Here is a 24,637-nt window from a genome sequence, read left to right as displayed (position 1 = left end):
CACCACGGTAGCCATAATGAAAACAACAACACAAAACACCCCGTCCAAGGGTTCAAAACTGGGCGCCATCCTGCGGGTCACCAGCGGCAACTTTCTCGAACAGTTCGACTTCTTTCTGTTCGGGTTCTACGCGACCTACATCTCCCAGACGTTCTTTCCTGCCACCAGCGAGTTCGCTTCGCTGATGATGACCTTCGCCGTATTCGGCTCCGGGTTCCTGATGCGTCCGCTGGGCGCTATCGTGCTGGGGGCGTACATCGACAAGGTGGGACGGCGCAAGGGCCTGATCGTAACGCTGTCGATCATGGCGGCCGGGACGGTATTGATTGCACTCGTGCCCGGCTACGCCAGCATCGGAGTGGCGGCACCGGTATTGGTGTTGATGGGACGACTGTTGCAGGGCTTCTCCGCCGGGGCGGAGATGGGGGGCGTTTCGGTGTACCTGGCTGAAATCGCCACGCCGGGCCGCTGCGGGTTCTACACCAGTTGGCAATCGGCCAGCCAACAAGTGGCGATCATTCTTGCGGCAGCGCTGGGTTACACGATCAACGCGTCCATGGCAGCCGCCGAGGTGGCTGCCTGGGGCTGGCGCATCCCGTTCTTTATCGGCTGCGTGATCATCCCGTTCATCTTCATCATTCGCCGTTCGTTGCAGGAAACCGAGGCGTTCAAAGCACGCAAGCATCACCCAACGGCCAATGAAGTGTTCCGCTCAATGCGCGACAACTGGCGCACGGTACTGGCTGGCGGTCTGTTGGCGTCGATGACCACCACCACGTTCTACCTGATCACCGTCTACACCCCGACTTTCGGCCGTTCGGTACTGAACCTGAGCACCACCGACAGCCTGGTGGTCACGCTCTTCGTCGGCCTGAGCAACTTCATTTGGTTGCCCATCGGCGGCACACTCTCCGACCGTATCGGCCGGCGCCCGTTATTGCTGGCGATCTCTTTGTTGTGCCTATGCACCGCTTACCCCGCCATGCATTGGCTGGCCGCCGCGGCCAGCTTCGAACGACTCCTCAGCGTGCTGCTGTACTTCTCGTTCTTCTTTGGCATTTACAACGGCGCAATGGTTGCCGCGCTGACTGAGGTGATGCCGCAGAACGTCAGGGTCGTCGGGTTCTCCCTGGCGTTCAGCTTGGCGACTGCAGTGTTTGGCGGCTTTACACCCGCCGTATCCACCCTTTTGGTGCAAGTAACCGGCGATAAGGCATCACCGGCCTACTGGCTGATGTTTGCGGCGTTGTGCGGGTTCACGGCGACGACGATCTTGTATCGCAAGCAAAACGCGGTGACGGTCAACGCCTGATAAGCGCGGTATCCCTGCAGGGCAGCCTCAGATTTTGAATTGCCCCAGCAAGCCTTGCAGGCGGCTGCCGATCGCATACAACTCATCGACGGTCTGGACGCCCTGCTGCGTCTGGTTGGCAACCGCGTCGATGGCGCGTGCGATCTGATGCACTCCGCGGTTGATCTCTTCAGCCACCGCGGTTTGCTCTTCCGCGGCACTTGCGATTTGCGCGTTCATTGCATTGATCGTGGCGATCAGTTCGACCGTGTTGCCCAGAAACTCACCCGCCTGGTCGGCCTCGGCGTTAGCGCCCTGGGCGGCTTCGGTGGATTGGTGCATGGCCGTGACCACCCCGCCGGTAGCGCTCTCCAGGCGCTCGACCATCGCTTGGATTTCCTGGGTACTGCGCTGAGTGCGACTGGCTAACGCCCTCACTTCATCGGCAACCACGGCAAACCCGCGCCCGGCCGCACCGGCACGCGCGGCTTCGATGGCCGCATTGAGGGCTAAAAGGTTGGTCTGTTCGGCAATCGAGCGAATGACGTCCAGCACGGTGACGATAGACGTCACGTCGTTTTGCAGATTTTTCATCGACAAGCCACTCTCATCCAGCTCGACCGTCAGTGCCTGAATGCGCGCAATACTGCCGTTGACGATCTGCCTGGCGTGACGGGACTGCCTGTCGGTCTCGACCGCTGCGTTTGCCGCATTGTGCGCGCTGGCCGAGACTTCCTGCGCCGCCGATGACATCTGGTTTATCGCCGCGGCGACTTGGTCGGTTTCCAGGCGCTGCCGATCCATGGCCCGGTCAATCTGCCGGCTCTGCTCGGCCACATGGCTGACAGACCCGGTCAACTGTTCGCTCATCGCGACGATCTGGCTGACCAGGCTGTGAATCTTTTCGATAAAGGCATTGAACGAACCGGCCAGTTGTCCCAGTTCGTCGCGACTCACAAGCGGCAGACGCCGTGTCAGATCCCCCTCGCCCGCGGCGATTTCATCGAGGTGAGCGCGGATCAAGGTCAAGGGCCGTAAGCTGCGCTTGACCAGCAGAAGCGCGAGTACCCCGATGATGCCGATCAGCGCGCCAGCGATAAGCGCAATGCTGAGCATCAAGTGGTGTATGCGCAGCTCGACATCGGCCCGCACGTTGGCGACCTGGGTTTCAATGCTGTCCAGATTGACCGCGGTGACGACAACCATGTCCCACTTGGGCAAATAGAAACTGTAAGCGAGCTTGGGCACCACCTTATCGGTGTTGACGACCCCACCCGAATAGGTAACGAAGTGCGTTTGGTTTTTGGCCGCTTCGACCATCTCGCGGTTCAGGTACTTCCCGTTGATGTCTTTGCGATCACTCATGTTGGTGCCGACGCCTTCGCTGCTGTCACCGCGAAACAGGCGCACGACCTGACTGTCATAGCCGATAAAATACCCGTCATCGCCATACTTCACGTTGGACAGTCGGCTGATTGCCAAGGCTCGGCCGGAAAGGTCCCCGGCAGCCGCCCGCTCATACAGTTCGGTGATGGACGTCTGAGCGATGCTCGCGTAATCCTTGAGTCGGGTGCGGCTTTCCTCGAGCAGCCGCTCACGGGTCTGTGCGACTTCCTGCTCGGCCTGGGCCTGCAACGTGCCGCGCGCGCTCAACCCTAAAACCAGCGCAAACAACAGCACCGGCAATAAGGTCAGCAACAGTATTTTGGTTTTGAACGACATTATTTGATTCCTTCACCCCGATCCTATGAAGCCGCCGATGCAAAAGCGGCCCGCGAATGTCGCGTGGCCGCGAGCAGTGGATCACCAGAGCGCGATGTCGTAGGTGAAGTAGATCCGATTACTGTCACGACCACGGGAGAAATCCGAGCGGTAGACGTAGTTGCGCAGCTTCACTCCCAGGCCTTTGAAGGTGCCTTGCTGCACCACGTAGGCCAGTTCGGCATCGCGTTCCCATTCCTTGACCGTGGTGTTGGACTTACCGTCGTTACCGCTCAGGTAGCGCGTGAAAAAGGTCAGGCCGGGGACACCCAGGGCGGCGAAGTTGAAGCCGTAGTTGAGCATCCAGGTCTTCTCGTCCTCTTCGATGAACTTACCGATACCGGCGTTGCTGAACGAATAGACGGTCGCGCCACTGATGTATGGCAACCCGGCATCCCCGCTGAGGGTCTGATACCCGCCACCGAAGGTATGCCCGGAAATGGCGTAGGACAGTTGCCCACTGAGCATGTTGTTATCGATCTTGCCGCCGTAGGCAGAGCCGCTATCGACACTGTTGAAGTAGCGCAAATCACTGGTCAGCACGCCGCCGCCCAAGGGTAGATCGTGCTGGATGCCGGCAAAATGCTGCCGGTAGAAGTTCTCCAGTTCGCCGTAGAAGTAACTCAGGCGAATGTTTTTCCCCAGCTTGTATTCTCCGCCGGCATAACTGAAGTCCCCGGATTCGGCGCCGCTATAGCCGTCGGGCACAATCGGCATGCTGTCGGTGGAGTCACGCAGCTTGAATCGATCGAGGTGGCCTCCGGTGAGGCTGAGGTTCTCGATGTCGAGGCTGTTGATCTGTGCGCCTTGGTAGGTTTGCGGCATCAGACGCGCATCGTTGTAGATCAGTACCGGTGTCTTGGGCAGCAAGGTCCCGTATTTGAGCGTGGTCTTGGCCAGTCGGGCCTTGGCGGTCATGCCCAGGCTGGCGAACTCGTCGGCCGCCCGCCCGTCAGCGTGAACCGGCAACAAGCCTGTACCGCTGCGGCCACGTCCAGAGTCGAGCTTGACCCCGAGCAGGCCCAGGGCATCCACCCCAAACCCAACGGTGCCTGGAGTGAATCCCGACTGGTAATCCAGCAGGAATCCCTGGGCCCATTCGGTGCGTTCGCTCTTGGCGGTCCTGGCTGATCGGGCACTCAAGCCATGCTCGTCGCGAAAGTTTTCATTGAAATAGACGTTGCGCAATTGCAGCTTGAGCTTGCTGTCATCGATAAATCCTTCGGCGCTGGCACTGGCCAGCGGCAACAAACCAAGCAGTGAAAACAGCACCCGTTGGGTATGTACAGTGTTCATAGCAAACTACTCATTGTTGTTATTTGGCGTGCAGGAGATCGCGCGCCTCGCGGGTGAGGCGCGTCAGTGAAAAACAGGAGATTGGGTTGAATCAGGTGAAGAGACTGATCGCCCCGGTCAACAAAGCCAGCGCCGTGATGACCAATGAGGTGAGCACGGCCCACTTGACGGTGGCTTTCTGGAAATCGCCGATGTCGCGATCGACCATCCCGACCAACAACAGGGTCGAGGCGACCAACGGGCTCATCAGATGCACCGGTTGCCCCAGAATCGATGCGCGGGCGATCTCCAGCGGATCAATGCCGTAGGCCGCGGCGGCGTTGGCCAGGATAGGCACCACGCCGAAGTAGTAGGCATCGTTGGACAGGACGAACGTCAGCGGCATGCTGGTAACGGCCACGACCAGCGGGAACAGGTGCCCCCAGGACGGTGGAATCCAGTCAACCAGTGTCTGCGCGAGAGAATCGACCATCTTCGTGCCAGAGAAAATCCCGGCAAAGATGCCCGCGGCAAACACCAACAATACGACCGTCATGGCGTTGCCCGAATGGGCAAGGATGCGTTCCTTCTGAATGTCCAGTTGCGGATAGTTAATCATCAGCGCCAGGACGAACCCGATCAGGAACAGGATCGCGGAATGCATGATCCCCATCACCAGCGCGACCATCACCGCGATGACCAGCAGCAGGTTGACGTAGGCCAGTTTCGGGCGCTTGTGCGGCGTGTCCTCGAGTATTGCGTTGATGTAGCAGTTACCGCCGCCGCTCTCCAGTTGAATGTTACCGATGCGCTTGCGCTCGGCGCGGCCCAGCAGGAACGCGGTGAACACCACCCACATCGCGCCGCCGATCATGGTCGGCAGCAAGGGTACGAAGTAGGCCCCGGCATCCAGGCCCAGTGCCGCAATCGCGCGGGTCGCGGGCCCTCCCCAGGGGGTCATGCCGCTCATGATGCTCAGCGAAAGCATGGAAATGGTCGCCAGAATCATCGGGTTCATGCCGATGCGCTTATACAGCGGAAGCATGGCTGCGCAGGTGATCATGTAGGTGGTGGTGCCGTCACCGTCCAATGCCACCACCAGCGAAAGCAACGCGGTGCCGACAGCGATTTTCATCGGGTCGCCGTTGACGCGCTTGAGGATCTTGCGAATCAGCGGGTCAAACAGGCCGGCGTCGATCATCAAGCCGAAAAACAGGATCGCGAACAGCAGGAGCGCGGCCGACGGTGCGACCATTTTCAAGCCGTCGAGCATCATCTTGCCGGTAGTGCCGCCGAAACCGCCAATCACGGCAAACACTATCGGAACCAGCGTCAGGGCGACAATCGGCGACAGCCGTTTAGTCATTATCAGGAAGGTGAAAACCACCACCATGGCCAAGCCAAGCAATGCGAGCATAAGTCAGTTCTCTTGTTCTTATAAGTAACGGGGCCGATGCACAGGCGCACGACTCCGCGCCCGCCAGTTGTGCCTGGCGGGGAGTGTTTATTTGAGGTGTTTAAGGTGTCTCGGCGCAGCCGCGACCGGTCAGACGCGGTCCGTGACCGTCACACCATCCCAGTCCGGGTTCTGGGCCTGGGCCGAGATGGCAATGGGGGAAGGTTTGCCGTCCAGCGTGCGCATCAGTACTTCGCGATCGCAGGCATTTTCCGAGAGGGACATCACCACAGTCGCCACCGCATTGCTGGCCAGGCTGGTCAAGGCCCGGGCTTCCGACATGAAGCGGTCGATACCGATCAGCAGGGCAAGGCCGGCCAAGGGAATGTCGTGAATGACCGTCAACGTTGACGCCAGTGCGACAAAACCGGAGCCGGTGACACCAGCGGCGCCTTTCGAGGACAGCAGCATGATTGCCAGCATGGTCACGGTCTGGGTCAGGCTCAGGTCGATGTTGCAGGCCTGGGCAATGAACACCGCCGCCAGCGAGAGGTAGATCGCCGTACCGTCGAGGTTGAACGAGTAACCCGTGGGCAGCACCAGCCCGACCACGCCTTTGTTGCAACCCAGGGCCTGGAGTTTTTCCAACATCCGCGGCATTACCGGCTCGGTGGACGACGTGCCGAGGACCACCAGGAACTCTTCGCGCAAGTAGCGCAGCAACTTCCACAGACTGAAGCCATGCGCGCGGCAAATGCTCCCCAGCACCACAAACACGAAGAATGCGCAGGCGATGTACAGCGTCATGATCAGCTTGGCCAACGAGCCCAACGAGGTAATGCCGTACTGCCCGACCGTGAACGCCAAGGCACCAAAGGCACCGATCGGCGCAAAGCGCATCAGGTAGGAGAAGATCTTGAAGACCATGTGCGAAGCGGATTCCAGTACATCCAGTACCGGCTTGCCGCGCTCGCCAATGGCCGAAAGCGCAAACCCGCACAGCACCGCAATGAATAGAACCGGCAGCACCTCACCTTTATTGAAAGCACCGATGAACGTGTCGGGGATGATGTGCATGAAAAACTCGACCACGCCCAGCTTCGCCGCAGAATCGGTGTAGTGCGACAGCCCCTTGGTGCTCAACTGGGTAGGGTCGATGTTCATGCCCACACCGGGCTTGAACAGATAGACCGCCACTAGGCCGATGATCAGGCTGATCACGGTCAGGCCCAGGAACAGCAACATGGTCTTGCTCAACAAACGCCCGAGGGAGCGCTTGTCGCTCATGCCGGCGATTCCGGTGACGATGGTGCAGAACACCACGGGAGCGATCATCATCTTGATCAGCTTGATGAAGGCATCACCCAGCGGCTTCAAGGCTATGGCCTGTTGTGACCAGAAATGCCCGACCAGCACGCCCAACAGCACGGCGAAGAGAATCTGGACGTAGAGCGATTTTACAAACTTCATGGCATCACCCATTTTTAGAATTGTGCTGATGCAGAAACGACAATGACTAAAGGACGTTATCCGGCAAGTCGTTGGGAAGCCGCGGCGTAGACAAAACCGGAGAACAGCCTGCGCGATGTTCGCACTACCGAAGCGCGAATTGTCTCACCCTGAGCCCCGGTGTAGGACAGTACAACGTCTATTGCGCCACTGGGATGTTCAATTCGAACGTGTTTCAAGCGCGGCTCACTCACCCCGCCAAGCAATTGAGCAATCACGCTGCCTTCGCTGACGCACGCGGTGGCCAAGCCGATAGAGCCGGTAATCGCCAGTGCCCGGTGGCAGTTGTGCGGCATGAAATAGCGCACCTGAAGGGTGCCGCCCGCCTTGGCCGGCGACACCAGTACGGGCTTGGGGATCACTTTATCACTGACGTCGCCCAAACCCATGGCCAGGCCGGCTTGCAGCCGCAGAGACTCCAGGCGCCCCAGGAAGGCTTTGTCGGCATCCAGTTCAGCAGGGCTTTCATCCCCACGTTTACCCAATTGGCCAGCCTCGATGATCATCATCGGCATCGCCATGTCGATGCAGGTCATCGGGACACCGTCGATCAGGTCCTGAGTCTGTCCCGTCGGGAACAGCTTACCGGTTTTGCTGCCCGCGGCATCCAGGAAGGTCAACTGCACGGGAGCGGCAGTCCCCGGCACGCCATCAATGGCGGTGTCGCCTTCATAGCTGACGGTCCCCTCGGGAGTGTGTACGTCTGCGTTCACAAACGTCCCCGTGTTGAGGTTGCGAATACGCACACGCGTCAGGCCTTTAGACGCCTTGACCAGCCCCTGCTCGACCGCAAACGGGCCAACGGCGCAAAGCATATTGCCGCAATTGGGTGCGGTATCGACTCGACGCTGGGAAACCATCACCTGCACGAACAAATAGTCGACATCCGCGTCCGGGTGCAGCGATGGGCTGACGATGGCGACCTTGCTGGTTTGCGGGCTCCCACCGCCAATGCCGTCAATTTCCAGCTCATGGCCGGAGCCCATCAGGTTGAGCAGCAGCTCATCACGCTGTTCGATCGCATCAGGCAGGTCCCAGGCGAGAAATACTGGCCCCTTGGACGTACCGCCGCGCATAAGCACACAAGGAATTCGTTGCATGACCACTGACTCTTATTGATCAATCGGGTTGATTAATGCTCTTGAGGCAAGAGTCGCAGGCTTTGAAAAATGTTTCCAATGCAAATATCAGCCTGATTATTGCGTTTAGCGAATGACAAACTTAGGATGATTGAACGCCGCCGCCCTCTTCCATCGAGTTATAAAAAATGCAATATGAGCTAAATGACATACGATCGTTCGTGAAAATCGCCGAACTCGGGAGCTTCCACGAGGCTGCCGATGCATTGCACCTGTCCCAGCCGGCGCTGAGCCGGAGGATGAAAAAACTGGAGGAAGGCTTGGGAACCGCCCTTCTCGATCGCACCACCAGAAGGGTGAGTCTCACGAGCGTTGGTCGGGACTTTCTACCCAAGGCACGCCGCCTGCTGGACGACTTCGACGACTCGATACTCAACATCCGAGAGCTGGCAGAGCGACAGAGCGGACGGGTCACCCTTGCCTGCATCCCGACCGCAGCCTTCTACTTCCTGCCTTCGGTCATCCGCCTCTACAACGAGCGCTATCCGCAAATCCGTATCCGCCTGCTCGATCTCAGCGCCAACGAAGGCCTGGAGGCCGTGCTGCGCGGAGAAGCCGACTTCGGCATCAACATGATGAGCGGCCAGCACCCCGACATAGAGTTTGTGCCATTGGTCGACGAGCCTTTTGTATTGGCGTGTCGACGCGATCATGAACTGGCGGAACGTAGCGCGGTGACCTGGTCTGAACTCAGCAATTACCGCTTGATCGGGGTCGGACGCCTGAGCGGCAACCGGATGTTGCTCGATCATGCGTTATCGGGCTTGAGCTGGCGCCCGCAGTGGTTCTATGAGGTGCAACACCTTTCGACGTCGCTGGGCCTGGTGGAAGCCGGCCTCGGCGTCTCGGCCGTGCCGAGCCTGGCGATGCCTGCCGTGGATCATCCGACGTTGGTCAGCATCCCGTTGATAGAGCCCATTGTGAACCGTTCATTGGGACTGGTTTACCGCCGCGGAGCCTCGTTATCTCCAGCGGCAGAGAAATTTGTTTCGATTCTGCTTGAGCAATGGGAGAAGTGAATGGGTTCTGCTGGCGAGCGGTGTGTCATTTACCGCGAGCGCCAGCCAAGTTGTGGTGTTTTTCGGTGAACTTGTACCCTGCCCCGCCAGTCAGCTAACTGAACGCAACTCAACGGTGGGTAACGGATGCATCTCTCGCGGCAGCAACAAGTAGCCTTGGTGACCGGGGGCGGCAATGGTTGATTTCAAGCACGAGCCACAGAGCGCCATCGACGCCCACGGCATCATCGGCGACATGCGCAGCGCCGCCCTGGTGAACGACAAGGGCAGCATCGACTTTTTCTGCTGGCCGGAATTCGACAGCCCGTCGATCTTCTGCGCGCTGCTCGACACGCCCGACGCCGGCATTTTCCAGCTCACGCCAGACCTGCCCAACGCCCGCCGCGAACAGATCTACCTGCCCGACACCAACGTGCTGCAGACCCGCTGGCTCAGCGATGACGCCGTGGTGGAGATCACTGACCTGTTGACCATCGGTGAGGAAGACGACTTGCCCCTGTTGATTCGCCGCGTGCGTGCGGTCAGCGGCCAGGTGACGATCCACCTGCGCTGCGCCGTGCGTCATGACTATGCGCGCGCGCCCACCCATGCCAGCCTCGACAACGGCACGGTGTGTTTCGCCGCCCACGGCCAGCCCGGTCTGCGCTTGTCGAGCAGCCACGCACTGCAGGTCGAAGACAACGCCGCAGTGGCCAGCTTCGTCCTGGCCCAGGAAGAAGGCGCCGAATTCGTCCTCGGCGGGCAGGACGACCCGCGCGTCGACAGCAGCTGCACCGACCTGGCGTTGACGCACACCGTCGCGTTCTGGCGCGGCTGGATCGCGCAATCGAACTACCGCGGGCGCTGGCGCGAAATGGTCAACCGCTCGGCCCTGGCCCTGAAGCTTTTGACCTCGCGCAAACATGGCGCGATCATCGCCGCCGCCACCTTCAGCCTGCCCGAATCGCCCGGCGGCGAGCGCAACTGGGACTACCGTTACACCTGGATCCGTGACGCCTCGTTCACGGTCTACGCGTTCATGCGCCTGGGGTTTGTCGACGAAGCCAATCACTACATGCGTTGGCTCAGAGGGCGGGTCAGCGACTGCAGCGACCAGCCCGTCAAGATCAACATCCTGTATGGCATCGACGGCCGCCAGCAACTGCCCGAAACTCAGCTGACGCACTTGCGCGGGCATGGCGGCGCGACGCCGGTGCGTATCGGCAATGAGGCGTTCGACCAGGTCCAACTGGACATCTACGGCGAGTTGATGGACGCGATTTATCTGGTCAACAAATACGGCGAAGCCATTTCCCACGACGGCTGGAAACACACGGTCGAACTCGCGGATCAGGTCTGTGATATCTGGAACCGCAAAGACGTGGGTATCTGGGAAATGCGTGGCGAGCAGCACCACTTCCTGCACTCGCGGCTGATGTGCTGGGTGGCGCTGGACCGTGCGATCCGCCTGGCGTCCAAACGCTCGCTGCCGGCGCCGTTCGCGCGCTGGGACCAGACGCGCCAGGCGATCTACGCGGATATCTGGGGCAATTTCTGGAACGAAGAACGCGGGCACTTTGTGCAGCATACCGGCAGCACCGCGCTGGACGGTTCGATGCTGCTCATGCCGCTGATGCGCTTCGTCGCCGCCACCGACCCGCGCTGGCTCTCGACGCTGGCAGCGATCCAGAAAAGCCTGGTGCGCGACGGTATGGTCTATCGCTATCGCAACGACGACAGCCGGATCGACGGCCTGCCAGGCACCGAAGGCGCGTTTGCCGCCTGCTCGTTCTGGTACGTCGAATGCCTGGCCCGCGCCGGGCAGGTCGAAAAGGCGCATCTGGAGTTTGAGCAGTTGCTGCGCTACGCCAACCCGCTGGGGTTGTACGCCGAAGAGTTCGACAACCAGGCGCGCCACCTGGGCAATACGCCGCAGGCGTTGAGCCATTTGGCACTGATCAGCGCGGCAACGTTTCTGGATCGCAAGTTGAGCGGCGCGAAGACGGTGTGGCAGCCTTGAACGCTACCCGTCGAGGGTCAGCGAGGCCGCGATGACGGTGGGTCGGGCGACCTGAATGCCGGACACTCTTGGCCCTCGACGCTCTCAGCCTTGTGGCGTTAATGGATCGGCGGTAGTGTCATCGGCAGTCATCGCCCAACCGATAGGAGCCCATCATGCCCATCGCCCCTGCGCTGTTTTATGTACGCACCTCAATGCTCGATGTGGCGTATGAAGCCCACGGCCCCGTCGACGGTGAACCGGTGATCCTGCTGCACGGTTTCCCCTACGACCCTCGCGGCTATGACGATATCGCCCCGGCCCTGGCCGAGCGCGGTTGTCGGGTGTGGGTGCCGTACCTGCGTGGTTATGGCCCGACGCGGTTTATCAACGCGCAGGTGATGTGCTCCGGGCAACAGGCCGCGTTGGCCAAGGACCTGCTGGAGTTCATGGATGCGCTGTGTATCCCGCGGGCCACCCTGGCGGGCTACGACTGGGGTGGGCGTGCCGCCTGTATTGTCGCGGCACTGTGGCCGGAGCGCGTGCGCGGGTTGGTGAGCGGGGACGGCTACAACATCCAGGACATTGCCAAGTCGCTCGAGCCCAGGCCGCCAGAGACGGAGCATCGGTTGTGGTACCAGTACTATTTCCACACCCAGCGTGGCGTGGATGGGTTGACCGCCAATCGCCGGGCGTTTTGCCAATTGCTGTGGTCACTGTGGTCGCCCTCCTGGGCGGCAGGCCCCAGCCTCTATGGCCAGAGTGCGCCATCGTTCGATAACCCGGACTTTGTCGACGTGGTGATTCATTCCTACCGTCACCGCTTCATGTATGCACCGGGCGATCCCGCACTGGCGCCCATCGAACAGGCGCTGGCGCTGCAACCGCCGATCGCGGTGCCGACGATTTCGCTGTGCGGCGCCGATGATGGCGTGGGCCCGCCGCCGCTGGAGGATAACGACGCGCAGCACTTCAGCGGCTTCTATCGGCGGCAGGTGTTGCCCGGCGTCGGCCACAATATCCCTCAGGAAGCGCCGCAAGCGACCCTTGAGGCACTTCTGGAATTGCTCGCCTAGGCCGCTGGCGAAAAGCGCTCGCGATAAGCCTGCGGCGTGACTGACAAGACCCGCAGGAAGCTGCGCCGCAAGGTCTCTTCACAACCGAACCCGCACTGCACGGCGATGCGTTTGATCGATGTGCTGCTGTCCGCCAGTTGCCGGCGGGCGGTTTCGACGCGGATCAGTTCGACCGCGCGCGCGGGGGTCTGGCCGGTTTCGGCGCGGTAGTGACGCACGAAGCTGCGCTCGCTCATGCCGGCCTGGGCGGCCAGGGTGGCGAGGGTCAGGTCGAGGGTCAGGTGCTCCGCGATCCACGCGTGCAACTCGGCAAAGCGGCTGTCACCTTTTTGCAATGACAAGGTCACGCTGAACTGCGATTGGCCACCGGGGCGTTTGAGGAAGACCACCAGGTGCCGCGCGACTTCCAGGGCCACGGCGCGGCCCAGGTCTTGTTCCACCAAGGCCAGGCACAGGTCGATCCCGGCGGTTACACCGGCCGACGTCCACACGGTGCCCTGCTGGATGAAAATCGGGTTGGCCTCCACCGTCAGCGCCGGGAACTTGCGCGCCAGCTCTTCACAGCGTGTCCAGTGCGTCGCCACGCGACAGCCGTCGAGCAAGCCACTGGCCGCCAGCAGAAAAGCCCCGGTACACACCGAGGCCATGCGCCGGGTGTGCCGGGCTTTTTCGCGCACCCAGTCCACCAGCGCCAGGTCTTCGGCGGCGCCATAGACACCCCAGCCGCCGGCGATGAGCAGGGTGTCGCAAGGCGTGTCGACGGCGGGCAACGGCTCGGCCACCAGCGCCAGGCCGGCGGAGGTCATCACCGGCGCCGCCTGGGCGGCGATCACCGAAACCGCGTAGGGCAACGGCGCACCGCGCTGGCGCGCAAGGTCGTTGGCCGAGGCGAACACCTGCAAGGGCCCGGTCACGTCGAGCACTTGGGCATTATCAAAAGCGAGTACATGAATGATGCGCGGCATGTTTGGCGTGATTCGTGGGTTCAATGGCGTATTCGCCAAAGCCTAGGCCTCTAGAGTGAAACCGTCCACCCCTTATCGGAGCTTCATTCATGACCGGGCAGATCGGTTTTCTGTTGTTCCCCGGCATCCAGCAACTGGACCTCACCGGCCCCTATGACGTCTTGGGCTCGCTACCGGATGTGAAGTTGCACCTGGTGTGGAAAGACCTTTCGCCGGTTACCTCCAGCACCGGGCTGGTGTTCACGCCGACCATGACCTACGCCGATTGCCCACACCTGGATGTGCTCTGCGTCCCTGGCGGCAGCGGCGTCGGCCCGTTGATGGAAGACCCGCAGACCCTCGACTTCCTCAGGGCCCAGGCGCTCACCGCGCGTTATGTCACCTCGGTATGCACCGGTTCGCTGGTGCTCGGTGCGGCCGGTTTGCTGCGCGGGCGCAAGGCCACCACCCATTGGGCCTACCACGACCTGCTCGCCCCGCTCGGCGCCATTCCGGTTCAGGCGCGCGTGGTGCGGGACGGCAACCTGCTCACCGGCGGCGGGATCACTGCGGGGATCGACTTCGCCCTGACCCTGGCCGCTGAGCTGTACGACGAAGCGACAGCGCAATTGGTGCAGTTGCAGATCGAATACGCCCCGGCGCCACCGTTCAATGCCGGCCGGCCGGATACCGCGCCGAAGGCCGTGCTGGAAGAGGCCAACAAACGCACGGCCGAGTCGCGCAAGGTCCGCGCAGAAATCACTGCGCGGGCGGCAGCGCGCCTGGGTTGATACGCGTCGCAGTTGCCGCTGCGCGGCGGGTCGCCGATGATACGGGGCAGCGCGATTGCGACGAAGCTCGATTCCGAAGCGCGGGCTGCCCTTTCCCCCCCAAGAAGTTTATTGATGAATACCCACGACGGATTAATTCCCTGCATCATTTCCGGCGGTTCGGGTACCCGACTGTGGCCAGTCTCCCGGCAAAACATGCCCAAGCCGTTCATGCGTATGCGCGATGGCCAGAGCCTGCTGCAGAAAACCTTCCTGCGCGCCAGCCGCCTGCCCGGGGTGGAAAACGTGCTGACGGTCACCAACCGTGACCTGCTGTTTCGCACGCTGGATGACTACCGCCTGGTGAACACAGCCCGCCTGCCCCTGGACTTGTTGCTGGAGCCCTTCGGCCGCAACACGGCAGCGGCGATGGCGGTGGCGGCGCTGCATGTGCTGGAGCACTTCGGCGACGACGCACCGTTGCTGGTTATGCCCGCCGACCACTTGATCCTCAATGAAAGCGCGTTCGCCGCGGCCGTGAGCCAGGCCCGCGAGCTGGCCGCAGCCGGCTACCTGGTGACCTTCGGTATTGAGCCTGATCGCCCGGAAACCGGCTTCGGCTACATCGAACAAGGCGCCGCGTTGAGTGCGGGAAACCGGGTCAAACGCTTTGTCGAAAAACCCGACCTGGCCACCGCGCAAGGCTACCTCGACGGCGGCCAGCACCTGTGGAACGCCGGCATATTCTGCTTCAAGGCCAGCACCCTGGTGAACGAGCTGACCACCCACGCCCCGCAGGTGCTGGCGGCCGCCAAGGCCGCGCTGGCGCACAGCCAGAGCCTGCAGAATACAACCTCGCGCCAGCGCGAACTGGATGCCGATGGCTTCGGCGGCGCGCCGGACCTGTCCATCGACGTGGCGTTGATGGAGAAGTCCACGCAGGTGGCCGTGGTGCCCTGCGATATCGGCTGGAGCGATATCGGCTCCTGGGAAATCCTGCGCCAGCTCACCCCCAGCGATGCCCAGGGCAATCAGGTCAATGGCGAAGCGATTCTGCATGACGTCCACAACTGCTACATCGACTCGCCCAGGCGGGTATTGGGCGTGGTGGGCGTGCGCGACCTGATCATCGTCGACACCGCCGACGCCCTGCTGATCGCCGATGCCCACCGCAGCCAGGATGTGCGCCACATCGTGGCCGAGCTCAAGCGCCAGAACCATCCGGCGTACAACCTGCACCGCACGGTGACGCGGCCATGGGGCACCTACACGGTGCTGGAGGAAAGTGCGCGCTTCAAGATCAAGCGCATTGTGGTCAAGCCGCTGGCGTCACTGTCGTTGCAGATGCATCACCACCGCAGCGAACACTGGGTGGTGGTCAGCGGTACCGCGCAGATCACCAATGGCGAGCGGGAATTGCTGATCAACGCCAACGAGTCCACCTACATTCCGGCCGGGCACAAACACCGCCTGACCAACCCCGGCAGCATCGAGCTGGTGATGATCGAGGTGCAGAGCGGCGAGTACCTGGGCGAAGACGACATTGTGCGCTTCGACGATATCTATGGGCGCGCGCCCGCCGAAGGATAAGCCTCAGTCATCCAATGGCTGAGGGGCCGGTTTGCTGCCGGGCTTCGCCGGTTTGGCGGGCTTGGCGTTCTTGCCTGGCGCGGGGGCGACAGGTTCGGGTTCCGCGGCGGCGGCGGCCTCTTTCTCGGCCATCGGCATCTGGTCGATGGCGCTGAAAAACTCGCTCACGTTGAGGGTATCCGGCGGCACGGTCTTCTCGACTTTCTTCTCGCCGTCCTTGCCGACCAGGATCACTTTGGTGCCGCTGCCGGCGCCTAATTTGAGGGCGCGGATCAGCGCGTTGGTTTCAGGCGGGGCAAGCTTCTTGTTGTCCTTGGGGTCCTTGGCGAACTTCTCCCCTTCGGCACCGATGCTGCCGAACTTCACGGTGTACAACACCATGCCGCGCTCTTCAAAGGACTGCTTGGTGGCAGGCTCGTCCAGCTGTTTCTTGAGCTTGGCCAATGTGTCATTACCGGAATCAAGCTCCACCACCACCAGCGGCCGGGCCTTGCCCAAATCCTGCTTGAGCGGGTTGATATCATCAGCAGCCAACAACGGCCCCGTAAAAGCCATCAAGGTAGCCAGGGTCAGCGACCGGATGAGCATGCGTACCTCCTTTGAATTCCATGCAGGGTTCTTGAGTTTCATGTCTGCGACAGCCAAATTCAAGGATGATTCCTACACCGCCTTGAGAAAGCGTAGGTCAGGACGCCGGCTACGCAAGGGGTGACGAGTGCTAGCAGTCATTGTTTCCTTTGATTGCGCAGGCCCAGGCCGCAAGTTTTTCGCTGGCTTGCAGTGCGATCTGCTCGTCAGGCTTGCCTCGATAGTGCCGGTCCACCGCATCACCGGCGATCAACCCGGCAATCAGCGGCGCACCCACGGCATCGGTCAAATCCAGCCACTCCCCCCAATTGGCGGGGTGATCGTACCAACGCAGATAACCATCGCGGGAAACCGGCCACCAGCGCTGGTCGAATTGCAGCACGACCTTTTCCAGGCGGCCCATGGTGAAAAACGCCAGGGCCTCTCGGTAAGCCGTCGGCAAGTCTGGCGTAAAGTGCAAGTGTTTGAGTACCGGTATCGGCACCGTGCAGATGCAGGCATCTGCATTGAGGGCATCGACCCACACGCCGTGCTCGTCCCAGGCGACGTGCTGCACGGGGTGATTGAGGTGGATATTCAGGCCGCTGGCGGCGTCCTCCAGTAATTGCCGATAGCCTTGAGGCAGAAACTGGTCGCCGTGGCCAACGCCCTCCTCGTCGAGCGTATGCGTCGACAACTGGTCCAGGGGCAACCCGGCTTCGAGGATCAGGTTAGCGTCGATGGCATAGCGGGCAGCGCGGCGTTCGGGGGCATTGAGGGTCGCAAGGTATTGATCGATGCCCTGCGCCAAGGGTTGATGACGATCAATGGCCTGTTTCAAGCGTTCATACGCGCCATTGATGTCCGGTACGGGGCCATCCCACGCGGCAGCCAATGGTTGCGAGAAATCGGTAGGCCGTCGCTCCAGGCCCAACTGCTCGGCACGTCGGGCCAGCGGGTTGAGGGCATAGTGCTGCAACCAGGCGGCCCCCGCATCCACCGTATGGTCACCCAGGGCCACACTGTTCACGCGCCCGCCGATGCGGTTGCGCGCCTCGAGTACGCGCACCTCCAAACCCTGCGCCTGCAACGCACGTGCGGCACTCAGGCCGGCAAACCCGGCACCGATAACGATGACCTTGCGGGCGCGGGTGCCGGCCACCGCATTCGCAGCGCGGATGCCACTGTCCCAAGCGCTGTGGGTCATGGCGCAATGATCGTGGTTGAAGGCTTCCCCAGCGAGGAACAGACGATTATCAATCGGCGTCGAGAGCAGGCGCCGCAGGCTGACATCGCCTCCCGGCAACATTGCGCTGTAGGCACCTTGGCTATAGGGGTCGTCGCACCAGCGCGTGACGTGCCAGGCGATAGGACGCGGCACTGTCATTGCTGCGGCCAATGCCGAGCGAACACCGGCGCGACGAGCGGGTCGGCGTCCACCCGGGCCAGGGTCTGGGCGAACGCCGGCCGCGAGGCTTGCAATGCCTCTCGCGCCGCATCCCAGTGCGACACCGCCGCCGCCATGATGCCCAGGGCATTCGGCTGCTGGTCGGGGGCGAACAATTGGTCGGCAAACTGATCGGCGAACACCCTCCAGGCCTGGTGCAGGTAGTCGCGCGTGCCGCTGATCAATTGCGCTTGCGCCGCCTCATCGGCGTTGCCCAGCCAGCGTTGCGGGTAGTCGATGATGCCGATCGCCGAGTAGCAATTGGCGGCGATGTACACCAGGCCGCGGAGGATCTGGCCGCGGTTGCCGGCGAGTAGGTTGGCGGCCGGGAATTCCAGGCCCAGGTGGATCAGGATCGCCGCGCTTTCCGTCAGCACCTGGCCGTCCGGCGTCACCAACGTGGGGATCTGTTTGAGCGGGTTGATCCGTGCGAGCGCTGCACTGCCTTCGCCGTCCTGCCAGGAACTGGCGTCCACCCGATGCCACGGCACCGCGCAACGCGGCAGGGCAATTTCAATCATGCATGAGCCGGAGTCGTCGGTGCCGTAGAGCGTGTACATGGGGGTTCCTCCTGAATGTGAGGTAGCAGTTGCCGAGCACGCCAACAGCGTAGCCGCTTAGCCACGCGAGGCAAGTACTTCAGAACAGGCCCATTTGCCCGCCGACCAGGGTGCCGAAGTCGTCATTCACAAACGGCAGAATCGCATCGGCCACCGGCTGCAATTGCCGCGTGACGTAGTGGTCGTAGTCAATCGGGGCCTGGCGCACCTCCAGCGGCTCCGGGCCGTTGACGGTGATCACGTAGCTGATCCAACCGCCGCGCTGGTACTGACGCGGGCGGTTCATGCGGTCGTTGTAGTCGTCGGCCAGGCGCGCGGCACGCACGTGGGGCGGGACGTTGCGCTCGTAGTCGTCCAACCGGCGGCGCAGGCGCTTGCGGTAGATCAGCAACTCGTCGAATTCGCCGCTCAAGGTGCGCCGCACGTAGTCGCGCACGTAATCCTGATGGGGCTGGCGGTGGAAGATGCGCTGGTAGAGTTCCTGCTGGAATTGCCGGGCCAGGGGCGACCAGTCGCTGCGCACGGTTTCCAGGCCCTTGTAGACCATCTCTTCGCTGCCATCGCCGCGCACCACCAACCCGGCATAACGCTTCTTGCTGCCCTCCTCGGCGCCGCGAATGGTCGGCATGAGGAAGCGCGTGAAGTGGGTTTCGTATTGCAACTCCAGCGCGCTGTGCAGGCCGAATGCGTTGTGCAAATGCGCGCGCCACCAATCGTTGACGTGCCGTACCAGCGCCTGGCCGATGCGGCTGGCGTCCTCCTGGGAATGCGCGCTGCCGAGCCAGACGAAGGTCGAGTCGGTGTCGCCGTAGATCACTTCATACCCCTGGGCTTCGACCAGTTCGCGGGTCTGGCGCATGATCTGATGGCCGCGCAGGGTGATCGAGGACGCCAGGCGCGTATCGAAGAAGCGGCAACCGCTGGAGCCGAGCACGCCGTAGAAGGCGTTCATGATGATTTTCAGCGCTTGGGACAACGGTGCATTGTGTTCGCGCTTGGCCTCTTCGCGGCCTTCGGAGATGCGCGCGACGATGGCGGGCAGGCAGTGCCGGGTGCGGGAAAACCGTGCGCCGCGAAAGCCTTCCACCGACGCACTGTCATCGGGGTGCTTGAGGCCTTCGACCAGGCCTACGGGGTCGATCAGGAAGCTGCGGATGATCGACGGGTAGAGGCTTTTGTAGTCCAGCACCAACACCGATTCGTAGAGGCCGGGGCGTGAATCCATGACGAACCCGCCGGGGCTGGCCTGGGGCGGTTTGTCGCCCAGGTTCGGCGCGACGAAGCCCTGGCGGTGCATCAGCGGCATGTACAAGTGGGTGAATGCGGCCACGGAGCCACCGTTGCGGTCGGCTGGCAAGCCAGTGACGCTGGCGCGTTCGAGCAGGAACTTGAGCAGCTCGGTCTTGGCGAAAATCCGCGTGACCAGTTCGCAGTCCTTGAGGTTGTAACGCGCCAGGGCCGGCTTGTCCTCGGCGAACATGCGGTTGATCTCGTCCATGCGCTGGTACGGCGTGGAGATGTCCTTGCCTTCGCCGAGCAGGGTTTGCGCGACGTTTTCCAGGCTGAAGGATTCAAAACTCCAGGTGGCCGAGCGCAGCGCTTCGATACCGTCGATGATCAACCGCCCCGCCGCGGCCGCGAAGTAATGATTGCGGCTGCCGTGTTCGCGCCAGGTCATGGGCTCTTCGCCGCGGCCGAGCAGGAGCGGCACGTTGAGGCGCTGGGCATGTTCGTGGAGTACGCGCAGGTCGAACTGCACCACGTTCCAGCCGATGATCGCATCGGGGTCATGGGTGGCCAGCCATTGGTTGAGGCGTTCGAGCAATTGGCCGCGGGTGTCACAGTAGTCGAGCTTGAAGTCCACCGCGTCGCTCTTGTTCGGCGGGCCGAGCATGTATACCTGGCGCTCGCCGCAGCCTTCGAGGGCAATGGAATACAGATCGCCCTGAGCGGTGGTCTCGATGTCCAAGGACACCAGTTTGAGCGGCGGACGATAGTCGGGGGCGGGTTTCATCTGCGCTTCGAGCAACGCGCCGCTGGCGTCGGGCGTGCCGTCGAACCACACGGGGGCGGTGATGAAACGCTCCATCATGTAGCGCTCGGGCGGGCGCACGTCACCTTCGTAGACATCGACACCGGCGGCGCGCAGGCGCTTTTCCAGGTCCATCAGTTGCCGATGCTGGCGGGTGTAGAGGCCTAATACCTTGCGGTGATGGAAATCGCACAGCTCCAGCGGGCGCAATTCGATATCGCGTTCGTCCTTGAGCAGCCAATCCAGCGGCTTGCGATGGGCTTCGGGGATGAATATCACCGAGCTTTGCACGGGGAGGCGAATAAGCCGCGGCCCCTGGTCGGTGGCCAGCCAGAAGCTGACCTGCGTCCCCGCCGGGGTGTCGCGCCAATGCCGGGTCAGGACAAAACCCTGCTGTAAATCCACCGTGCCGCACCTCAGGAATCACGTTCAGGGCGTGATTCTACCCGGCATCCGGCCAAACGCGGCACGTTAACGCACACAGAGCGCAATCGCCTCAGGCGATGCCTTGGTGGAAGTGGCTCAGGTAGCTTTCGATATTGCGCATTTGCTCGTCCCAGCCGCGGGAATTCATTTTGAAGGCTTTCAGGCGGCGGGCTTCGGGCACTGCGTCGAAGCCGGATTCAACGACCCGCAGCAGAATGCCCGGGGCGCGGTCTTCAACGGTGAACTCCACCAGTGTCGGTGTTTCCTTGTCGTAGTCGAAGCCCTTTTCGACAGCGAAGGGGTGCCACGAGAAAGAAAACCGCGTCTGCGGCAGGATGCGTTCGATCCTGGCCTTCCAGATCACGTGTTCGTAACCTGGGTAAGTGATCGGCGCTTCGATCGTTTCCCCGGCGACAAAGGTCTTGCCCTTGAGGGCGATGCCAAACCAGCGGCCGAATTGCTCGGCATCGGTGAGTGCCTCCCACACTTTTTTGCGTGGAGCGTTCAGTAGGACTTTCCGTTCTATACGATCTGATACGTGCATACGTCACCTCCTCCATTGACAGTAGGCGACATCGACCAATGCGCAACCTTGGGTTCTGCGCGATGATGATGCCCCCATTGTTGTCCAGGCCCTTAGGTTATGACTGACCCGTTGAATGGAAGTTGCTTCTGTAAAGCCGTGCGCTACCAGGTGGACAGCCTGGACATGCCCATCAGCCACTGCCACTGCGACAGCTGTCGCAAGGTGCATGCGGCAGCGTTTGTGAGCACCGCTGGCGTGATGCGTGAGCACTTTCGCTGGACCCAGGGCGAAGAACTGTTGGCGGCCTTCGAATCCTCGCCAGGCAAATTCAGGCGCTTCTGCTCGCGCTGTGGCTCACACCTGATGGCCGAGCGCGGGCATCAGCCCCACGTAATTGTGCGGGTGGCGACGCTGGACGATGATCCGGGCATCAGGCCCACCGCGCATATCTGGACGGCCCACGATGTGCCGTGGCTGGCGCATGAGGGCGTGCAGCCGTGGGACGAATGGCAGCTGTGAGTCAGACGTGGGGGTCGCCGGGGGCTTTGCTCGGCGTCGCATATTGCGGCTTCAAGTGGCCTTCGTGGTCGAGCAGCCAGGCGTCCATGATCTGGCGCACCACCGGGCCTGCGACGCGGCCACCGGCCTCGCCGTTTTCGATCATCACCGAAATCACGATCTGGGGGTGCTCCGCTGGCGCAAACCCGACAAACAGCGCGTTGTCACGGTGGCGCTCCTGGGTTTTGTCGCGGTTGTAGCGCTCGCCCTGTTTGATCGCCACCACCTGCGCGGTACCACTCTTGCCGGCGATGCGGTATTGCGCGCCTTGCGCAGCCGCCCGGGCGATCCCGCGCGGGTCGTGCATCACCAGTTGCATCCCGTGGTTGACCTGCTCCCAGTCACGCGGGTTCTTGAGGACCACGTTGGGCATCGGGTGCTCGTCCACCGGTGCCACGCCGTTGATGGTCTTGGCCAGGTGCGGCCGATTCCACACGCCTTTGTTGGCAATCAACGCAGTGGCCTGGGCCAGTTGCAGCGGCGTGACTTGCATATAACCCTGGCCGATGCCGAGGATCACCGTTTCGCCCGGGAACCAGGGCTGACGCCGGGTCGCGCGCTTCCAGGCCTGGGACGGCATCAGGCCGGCCGACTCTTCGAACATGTCCAGGGAGACTTTCTGGCCGAGGCCGAACTCGGCCAGGTAGTCGTGCAGACGGTCGATGCCGAGCTTGTGGGCCAGGTCGTAAAAATAGGTGTCGTTGGAGCGCATGATGGCGGCGTCCATATCCACCCAACCGTCGCCGCTGTGGTTCCAGTTGCGGTATTTGTGGTCAAAGTCGGGCAATTGATAGTAACCGGGATCGAACACGCGGGTCTGGGCCGTCACTACCCCGCTGTCGAGACCCGCGATGGCCACTTCCGGCTTGATCGTCGAACCCGGCGCATAGAGACCGCGCAGGACGCGGTTGAACAGCGGCCGGTCGATGGAATCATGCAGGGCGGCGTATTCCTTGAAGCTGATGCCCGTGACGAACAGGTTGGGGTCGAAACTGGGTTTGCTGACCATCGCCAGTACTTCGCCAGTTTGCGGGTCGAGGGCTACCACGGAGCCACGACGATCGCCCAGCGCTTCTTCCGCCGCCTCCTGGAGTTTGACGTCGAGGCTCAGCACGATGTTTTTGCCGGGGATCGGATCGGTATGCTTGAGCACACGCAGTACGCGCCCCTGTGCATTGGTCTCGACTTCTTCATAGCCGACATGACCATGCAGTTCTGACTCGTAGAAGCGCTCGATGCCGGTCTTGCCGATGGACTGCGTGCCGCGGTATTCCACCGAGTCGAGGGCTTTGGATTCTTTTTCGTTGATGCGGCCAACGTAACCGATGGAGTGAGCGAAGTGCGCGCCCAGGGGGTAGTGGCGGACGAATTGCGGTTCGACGTCTACACCGGGCAGGCGGAATTCGTTGACGGCGAGTTCGGCGATCTGTTCTTCGGTCAGCTCATAAAACAACGTAACCGGAACAAAAGGATGCCGCGCCTGCTTCAGCGCCTTGTCGAATACGGCACGGTCTTCTGCCGGCAGGTGCAGCAGGCTGATGATCGCGTCCAGCTCGCCCTTGAGGTCGGTGGTGCGCTCGCGGGTGATCGTCAGGTTGTAGCTTGGACGGTTGTCGGCCAGCAGGACGCCATTGCGGTCATAGATCAAGCCGCGAGTCGGTGTGATGGGCAGTACGTGGACACGGTTGTTTTCAGAAATCGTCGAGTGATAGTCGAATTGCACAACCTGTAGGAAATACAGGCGGCCCACCAGGGCGCAGGTGATGCCGATCACCAACAAGGCGCAGGCGAGCAGGCGCTTGTTGACCAGGCGGTTTTCGTTTTCGTGGTCTTTGATCGGGATTGGTTGAGGCATTTCTACAGCATCTCGTTGAAAAAGGTCGACGCCGCGTCCTGCGGATAAAAGCTCAATCCTTGTGAAAATGTGCTGCACCATACCAAAAATGCAGAAACACTTTGCATCGATTTCCCCAACGGTACCTGGGAAGAGCCGTGTGGTGCCGTTGAGTCAGACGGCACCGAGCATCAGGGGATGAGGCTACTGTTACCAGATGGCAACGGTGGCCTCGAACAGCGGGGGGATTTCAGATCCACAGGTCGTTCATGGCGGTGCGGTCTCCCCCTTCATGGCCGGTGTTCAAGATGCCGCGTGGTTCGATCATCATCAATTTGGCTTCGCCTTCGGCAGCGGTCCGATGTTCTATTCCGCGTGGAACGACATACAGCTCACCCGGAGCCACATACACGGGACCGTCCGGAAGGTCGATGCGCAGTGTCCCTTCAAGCACGAAAAACGCCTCATCGGTTTCTGGATGTGAGTGCCAGATGAACTCGCCTTCGATGCGTACAACCTTGAACTGGTAGCCGTTCATCTCGGCGACGACTCTCGGGCTCCACTGTTCACTGATGAGCGAAGCCTTTTGCGCGAGATTGACAGGTTGTGCTGGGTGCTGCTGAGTCATGACAGATTCTCTGGTAGGTGAGAGTTGTCAGACTATCGAAGGAAGGGTCGAGCGCTCTTGTACGATCTTGCAGTTTGAGGAGAGCGATACAAAAGCCTTTAGTAGACACTGCCAAGGAAGCACTGAAGACCACCGCAATGAGGCGCCCTTTCCGACCGCCCAAAACAAAACCCCTGTCTGCGCGAGCAAACAGGGGTTCTGGAATTTAATCTTGACGATGACCTACTCTCACATGGGGAAACCCCACACTACCATCGGCGATGCATCGTTTCACTGCTGAGTTCGGGATGGGATCAGGTGGTTCCAATGCT

At 61.5% G+C, this 24,637-nt stretch carries 20 protein-coding genes and 1 rRNA gene; 7 read left to right on the top strand and 14 right to left on the bottom strand.

Features of this window, described 5'->3' with window-relative positions; translation table 11 throughout:
• Positions 1–16 precede the first annotated feature (16 nt).
• On the top strand, positions 17–1,312 hold the full coding sequence (locus INT12_RS27870; RefSeq protein ID WP_104903574.1) for an MFS transporter: 1,296 nt from the start codon (positions 17–19) through the stop codon (positions 1,310–1,312).
• Positions 1,313–1,339: 27 nt separating this feature from the next.
• On the opposite strand, the gene INT12_RS27865 is transcribed toward INT12_RS27870, so the two are convergent.
• The 5 genes from INT12_RS27865 to INT12_RS27845 form a co-directional block, all read right to left on the bottom strand.
• A complete protein-coding gene (locus tag INT12_RS27865; RefSeq protein ID WP_169883927.1) occupies positions 1,340–3,013 on the bottom strand; it encodes a methyl-accepting chemotaxis protein in 1,674 nt (557 codons plus the stop codon).
• Between the two features lie 81 nt (positions 3,014–3,094).
• Entirely contained in the window at positions 3,095–4,348 is a 1,254-nt protein-coding gene (locus tag INT12_RS27860) for an OprD family porin (RefSeq protein WP_017846933.1), read from the bottom strand.
• Between the two features lie 91 nt (positions 4,349–4,439).
• Positions 4,440–5,744 (bottom strand): CitMHS family transporter, encoded by a 1,305-nt coding sequence (locus tag INT12_RS27855; RefSeq protein WP_017846932.1) that lies wholly within the window; start codon positions 5,742–5,744, stop codon positions 4,440–4,442.
• Between the two features lie 129 nt (positions 5,745–5,873).
• Positions 5,874–7,205, bottom strand: a complete 1,332-nt coding sequence (locus tag INT12_RS27850; protein WP_026140016.1) for a dicarboxylate/amino acid:cation symporter — start codon at positions 7,203–7,205, stop codon at positions 5,874–5,876.
• Positions 7,206–7,249: 44 nt separating this feature from the next.
• Positions 7,250–8,332, bottom strand: coding sequence for a 4-oxalomesaconate tautomerase (locus tag INT12_RS27845; protein ID WP_026140015.1), 1,083 nt, complete (start codon positions 8,330–8,332; stop codon positions 7,250–7,252).
• A 167-nt stretch (positions 8,333–8,499) separates the two neighbouring features.
• Here INT12_RS27845 and INT12_RS27840 point away from each other — a divergent pair, with 167 nt between their 5' ends.
• The 3 genes from INT12_RS27840 (at position 8,500) to INT12_RS27830 (ending at position 12,444) form a co-directional block, all read left to right on the top strand.
• Positions 8,500–9,390 carry a LysR family transcriptional regulator gene (locus INT12_RS27840; RefSeq protein ID WP_017846929.1) on the top strand — a complete coding sequence of 297 codons (891 nt, stop codon included), beginning with the start codon at positions 8,500–8,502 and terminating at the stop codon, positions 9,388–9,390.
• Between the two features lie 175 nt (positions 9,391–9,565).
• The gene (locus INT12_RS27835; RefSeq protein ID WP_193040553.1) at positions 9,566–11,389 is read left to right on the top strand and encodes a glycoside hydrolase family 15 protein; all 1,824 of its coding nucleotides are present in this window, start codon (positions 9,566–9,568) and stop codon (positions 11,387–11,389) included.
• A gap of 155 nt (positions 11,390–11,544) precedes the next feature.
• Positions 11,545–12,444, top strand: a complete 900-nt coding sequence (locus INT12_RS27830) for an alpha/beta fold hydrolase (RefSeq protein ID WP_193040552.1) — start codon at positions 11,545–11,547, stop codon at positions 12,442–12,444.
• On the opposite strand, the gene INT12_RS27825 is transcribed toward INT12_RS27830, so the two are convergent.
• Positions 12,441–13,409, bottom strand: a complete 969-nt coding sequence (locus tag INT12_RS27825) for a GlxA family transcriptional regulator (RefSeq protein WP_017846926.1) — start codon at positions 13,407–13,409, stop codon at positions 12,441–12,443. The two genes, INT12_RS27830 and INT12_RS27825, sit on opposite strands and share 4 nt — an antisense overlap.
• An 89-nt stretch (positions 13,410–13,498) precedes the next feature.
• Between INT12_RS27825 and inhA the strand changes: the two genes are divergently transcribed.
• Entirely contained in the window at positions 13,499–14,179 is a 681-nt protein-coding gene (inhA, locus tag INT12_RS27820) for an isonitrile hydratase (protein ID WP_193059105.1), read from the top strand.
• A 114-nt stretch (positions 14,180–14,293) separates the two neighbouring features.
• Entirely contained in the window at positions 14,294–15,748 is a 1,455-nt protein-coding gene (locus INT12_RS27815) for a mannose-1-phosphate guanylyltransferase/mannose-6-phosphate isomerase (RefSeq protein ID WP_193040551.1), read from the top strand.
• 3 nt (positions 15,749–15,751) lie between these two features.
• On the opposite strand, the gene INT12_RS27810 is transcribed toward INT12_RS27815, so the two are convergent.
• The 5 genes from INT12_RS27810 to INT12_RS27790 form a co-directional block, all read right to left on the bottom strand.
• Positions 15,752–16,336, bottom strand: coding sequence for a DUF4174 domain-containing protein (locus tag INT12_RS27810; RefSeq protein ID WP_046483302.1), 585 nt, complete (start codon positions 16,334–16,336; stop codon positions 15,752–15,754).
• Between the two features lie 130 nt (positions 16,337–16,466).
• Complete coding sequence (locus INT12_RS27805) at positions 16,467–17,702, bottom strand: flavin monoamine oxidase family protein (protein ID WP_193040550.1); 1,236 nt, start codon at positions 17,700–17,702, stop codon at positions 16,467–16,469.
• Entirely contained in the window at positions 17,699–18,322 is a 624-nt protein-coding gene (locus INT12_RS27800) for a glutathione S-transferase family protein (RefSeq protein ID WP_017846921.1), read from the bottom strand. Before INT12_RS27800 ends, INT12_RS27805 begins: the two co-directional genes overlap by 4 nt.
• A gap of 79 nt (positions 18,323–18,401) precedes the next feature.
• Entirely contained in the window at positions 18,402–20,759 is a 2,358-nt protein-coding gene (locus INT12_RS27795; protein ID WP_017846920.1) for a DNA polymerase II, read from the bottom strand.
• A 91-nt stretch (positions 20,760–20,850) separates the two neighbouring features.
• The gene (locus tag INT12_RS27790; protein WP_193040549.1) at positions 20,851–21,324 is read right to left on the bottom strand and encodes an SRPBCC family protein; all 474 of its coding nucleotides are present in this window, start codon (positions 21,322–21,324) and stop codon (positions 20,851–20,853) included.
• A gap of 99 nt (positions 21,325–21,423) precedes the next feature.
• Between INT12_RS27790 and INT12_RS27785 the strand changes: the two genes are divergently transcribed.
• Positions 21,424–21,825 carry a GFA family protein gene (locus INT12_RS27785; protein WP_046483310.1) on the top strand — a complete coding sequence of 134 codons (402 nt, stop codon included), beginning with the start codon at positions 21,424–21,426 and terminating at the stop codon, positions 21,823–21,825.
• A gap of 1 nt (position 21,826) precedes the next feature.
• On the opposite strand, the gene mrdA is transcribed toward INT12_RS27785, so the two are convergent.
• The 3 genes from mrdA to rrf form a co-directional block, all read right to left on the bottom strand.
• The gene (mrdA, locus tag INT12_RS27780; protein ID WP_193040548.1) at positions 21,827–23,719 is read right to left on the bottom strand and encodes a penicillin-binding protein 2; all 1,893 of its coding nucleotides are present in this window, start codon (positions 23,717–23,719) and stop codon (positions 21,827–21,829) included.
• Between the two features lie 229 nt (positions 23,720–23,948).
• Positions 23,949–24,326 carry a cupin domain-containing protein gene (locus tag INT12_RS27775; RefSeq protein WP_193040547.1) on the bottom strand — a complete coding sequence of 126 codons (378 nt, stop codon included), beginning with the start codon at positions 24,324–24,326 and terminating at the stop codon, positions 23,949–23,951.
• Between the two features lie 209 nt (positions 24,327–24,535).
• Positions 24,536–24,637: ribosomal RNA gene (gene rrf, locus INT12_RS27770) — 5S ribosomal RNA — on the bottom strand; the annotation flags it as partial.

The sequence above is a fragment of the Pseudomonas sp. K8 genome (assembly GCF_014889455.1).
Classification (GTDB): Bacteria; Pseudomonadota; Gammaproteobacteria; order Pseudomonadales; family Pseudomonadaceae; genus Aquipseudomonas; species Aquipseudomonas veronii.
This window is presented reverse-complemented; position numbering and strand designations above follow the sequence as displayed.

Coding starts and splice junctions, on each gene's coding strand:
- INT12_RS27870 (WP_104903574.1), top strand. CDS start 17: ATGAAAACAACAACACAAAACACCCCGTCCAAGGGTTCAAAACTGGGC.
- INT12_RS27865 (WP_169883927.1), bottom strand. CDS start 3,013: ATGTCGTTCAAAACCAAAATACTGTTGCTGACCTTATTGCCGGTGCTG.
- INT12_RS27860 (WP_017846933.1), bottom strand. CDS start 4,348: ATGAACACTGTACATACCCAACGGGTGCTGTTTTCACTGCTTGGTTTG.
- INT12_RS27855 (WP_017846932.1), bottom strand. CDS start 5,744: ATGCTCGCATTGCTTGGCTTGGCCATGGTGGTGGTTTTCACCTTCCTG.
- INT12_RS27850 (WP_026140016.1), bottom strand. CDS start 7,205: ATGGGTGATGCCATGAAGTTTGTAAAATCGCTCTACGTCCAGATTCTC.
- INT12_RS27845 (WP_026140015.1), bottom strand. CDS start 8,332: ATGCAACGAATTCCTTGTGTGCTTATGCGCGGCGGTACGTCCAAGGGG.
- INT12_RS27840 (WP_017846929.1), top strand. CDS start 8,500: ATGCAATATGAGCTAAATGACATACGATCGTTCGTGAAAATCGCCGAA.
- INT12_RS27835 (WP_193040553.1), top strand. CDS start 9,566: ATGGTTGATTTCAAGCACGAGCCACAGAGCGCCATCGACGCCCACGGC.
- INT12_RS27830 (WP_193040552.1), top strand. CDS start 11,545: ATGCCCATCGCCCCTGCGCTGTTTTATGTACGCACCTCAATGCTCGAT.
- INT12_RS27825 (WP_017846926.1), bottom strand. CDS start 13,409: ATGCCGCGCATCATTCATGTACTCGCTTTTGATAATGCCCAAGTGCTC.
- inhA (WP_193059105.1), top strand. CDS start 13,499: ATGACCGGGCAGATCGGTTTTCTGTTGTTCCCCGGCATCCAGCAACTG.
- INT12_RS27815 (WP_193040551.1), top strand. CDS start 14,294: ATGAATACCCACGACGGATTAATTCCCTGCATCATTTCCGGCGGTTCG.
- INT12_RS27810 (WP_046483302.1), bottom strand. CDS start 16,336: ATGCTCATCCGGTCGCTGACCCTGGCTACCTTGATGGCTTTTACGGGG.
- INT12_RS27805 (WP_193040550.1), bottom strand. CDS start 17,702: ATGACAGTGCCGCGTCCTATCGCCTGGCACGTCACGCGCTGGTGCGAC.
- INT12_RS27800 (WP_017846921.1), bottom strand. CDS start 18,322: ATGTACACGCTCTACGGCACCGACGACTCCGGCTCATGCATGATTGAA.
- INT12_RS27790 (WP_193040549.1), bottom strand. CDS start 21,324: ATGCACGTATCAGATCGTATAGAACGGAAAGTCCTACTGAACGCTCCA.
- INT12_RS27785 (WP_046483310.1), top strand. CDS start 21,424: ATGACTGACCCGTTGAATGGAAGTTGCTTCTGTAAAGCCGTGCGCTAC.
- mrdA (WP_193040548.1), bottom strand. CDS start 23,719: ATGCCTCAACCAATCCCGATCAAAGACCACGAAAACGAAAACCGCCTG.
- INT12_RS27775 (WP_193040547.1), bottom strand. CDS start 24,326: ATGACTCAGCAGCACCCAGCACAACCTGTCAATCTCGCGCAAAAGGCT.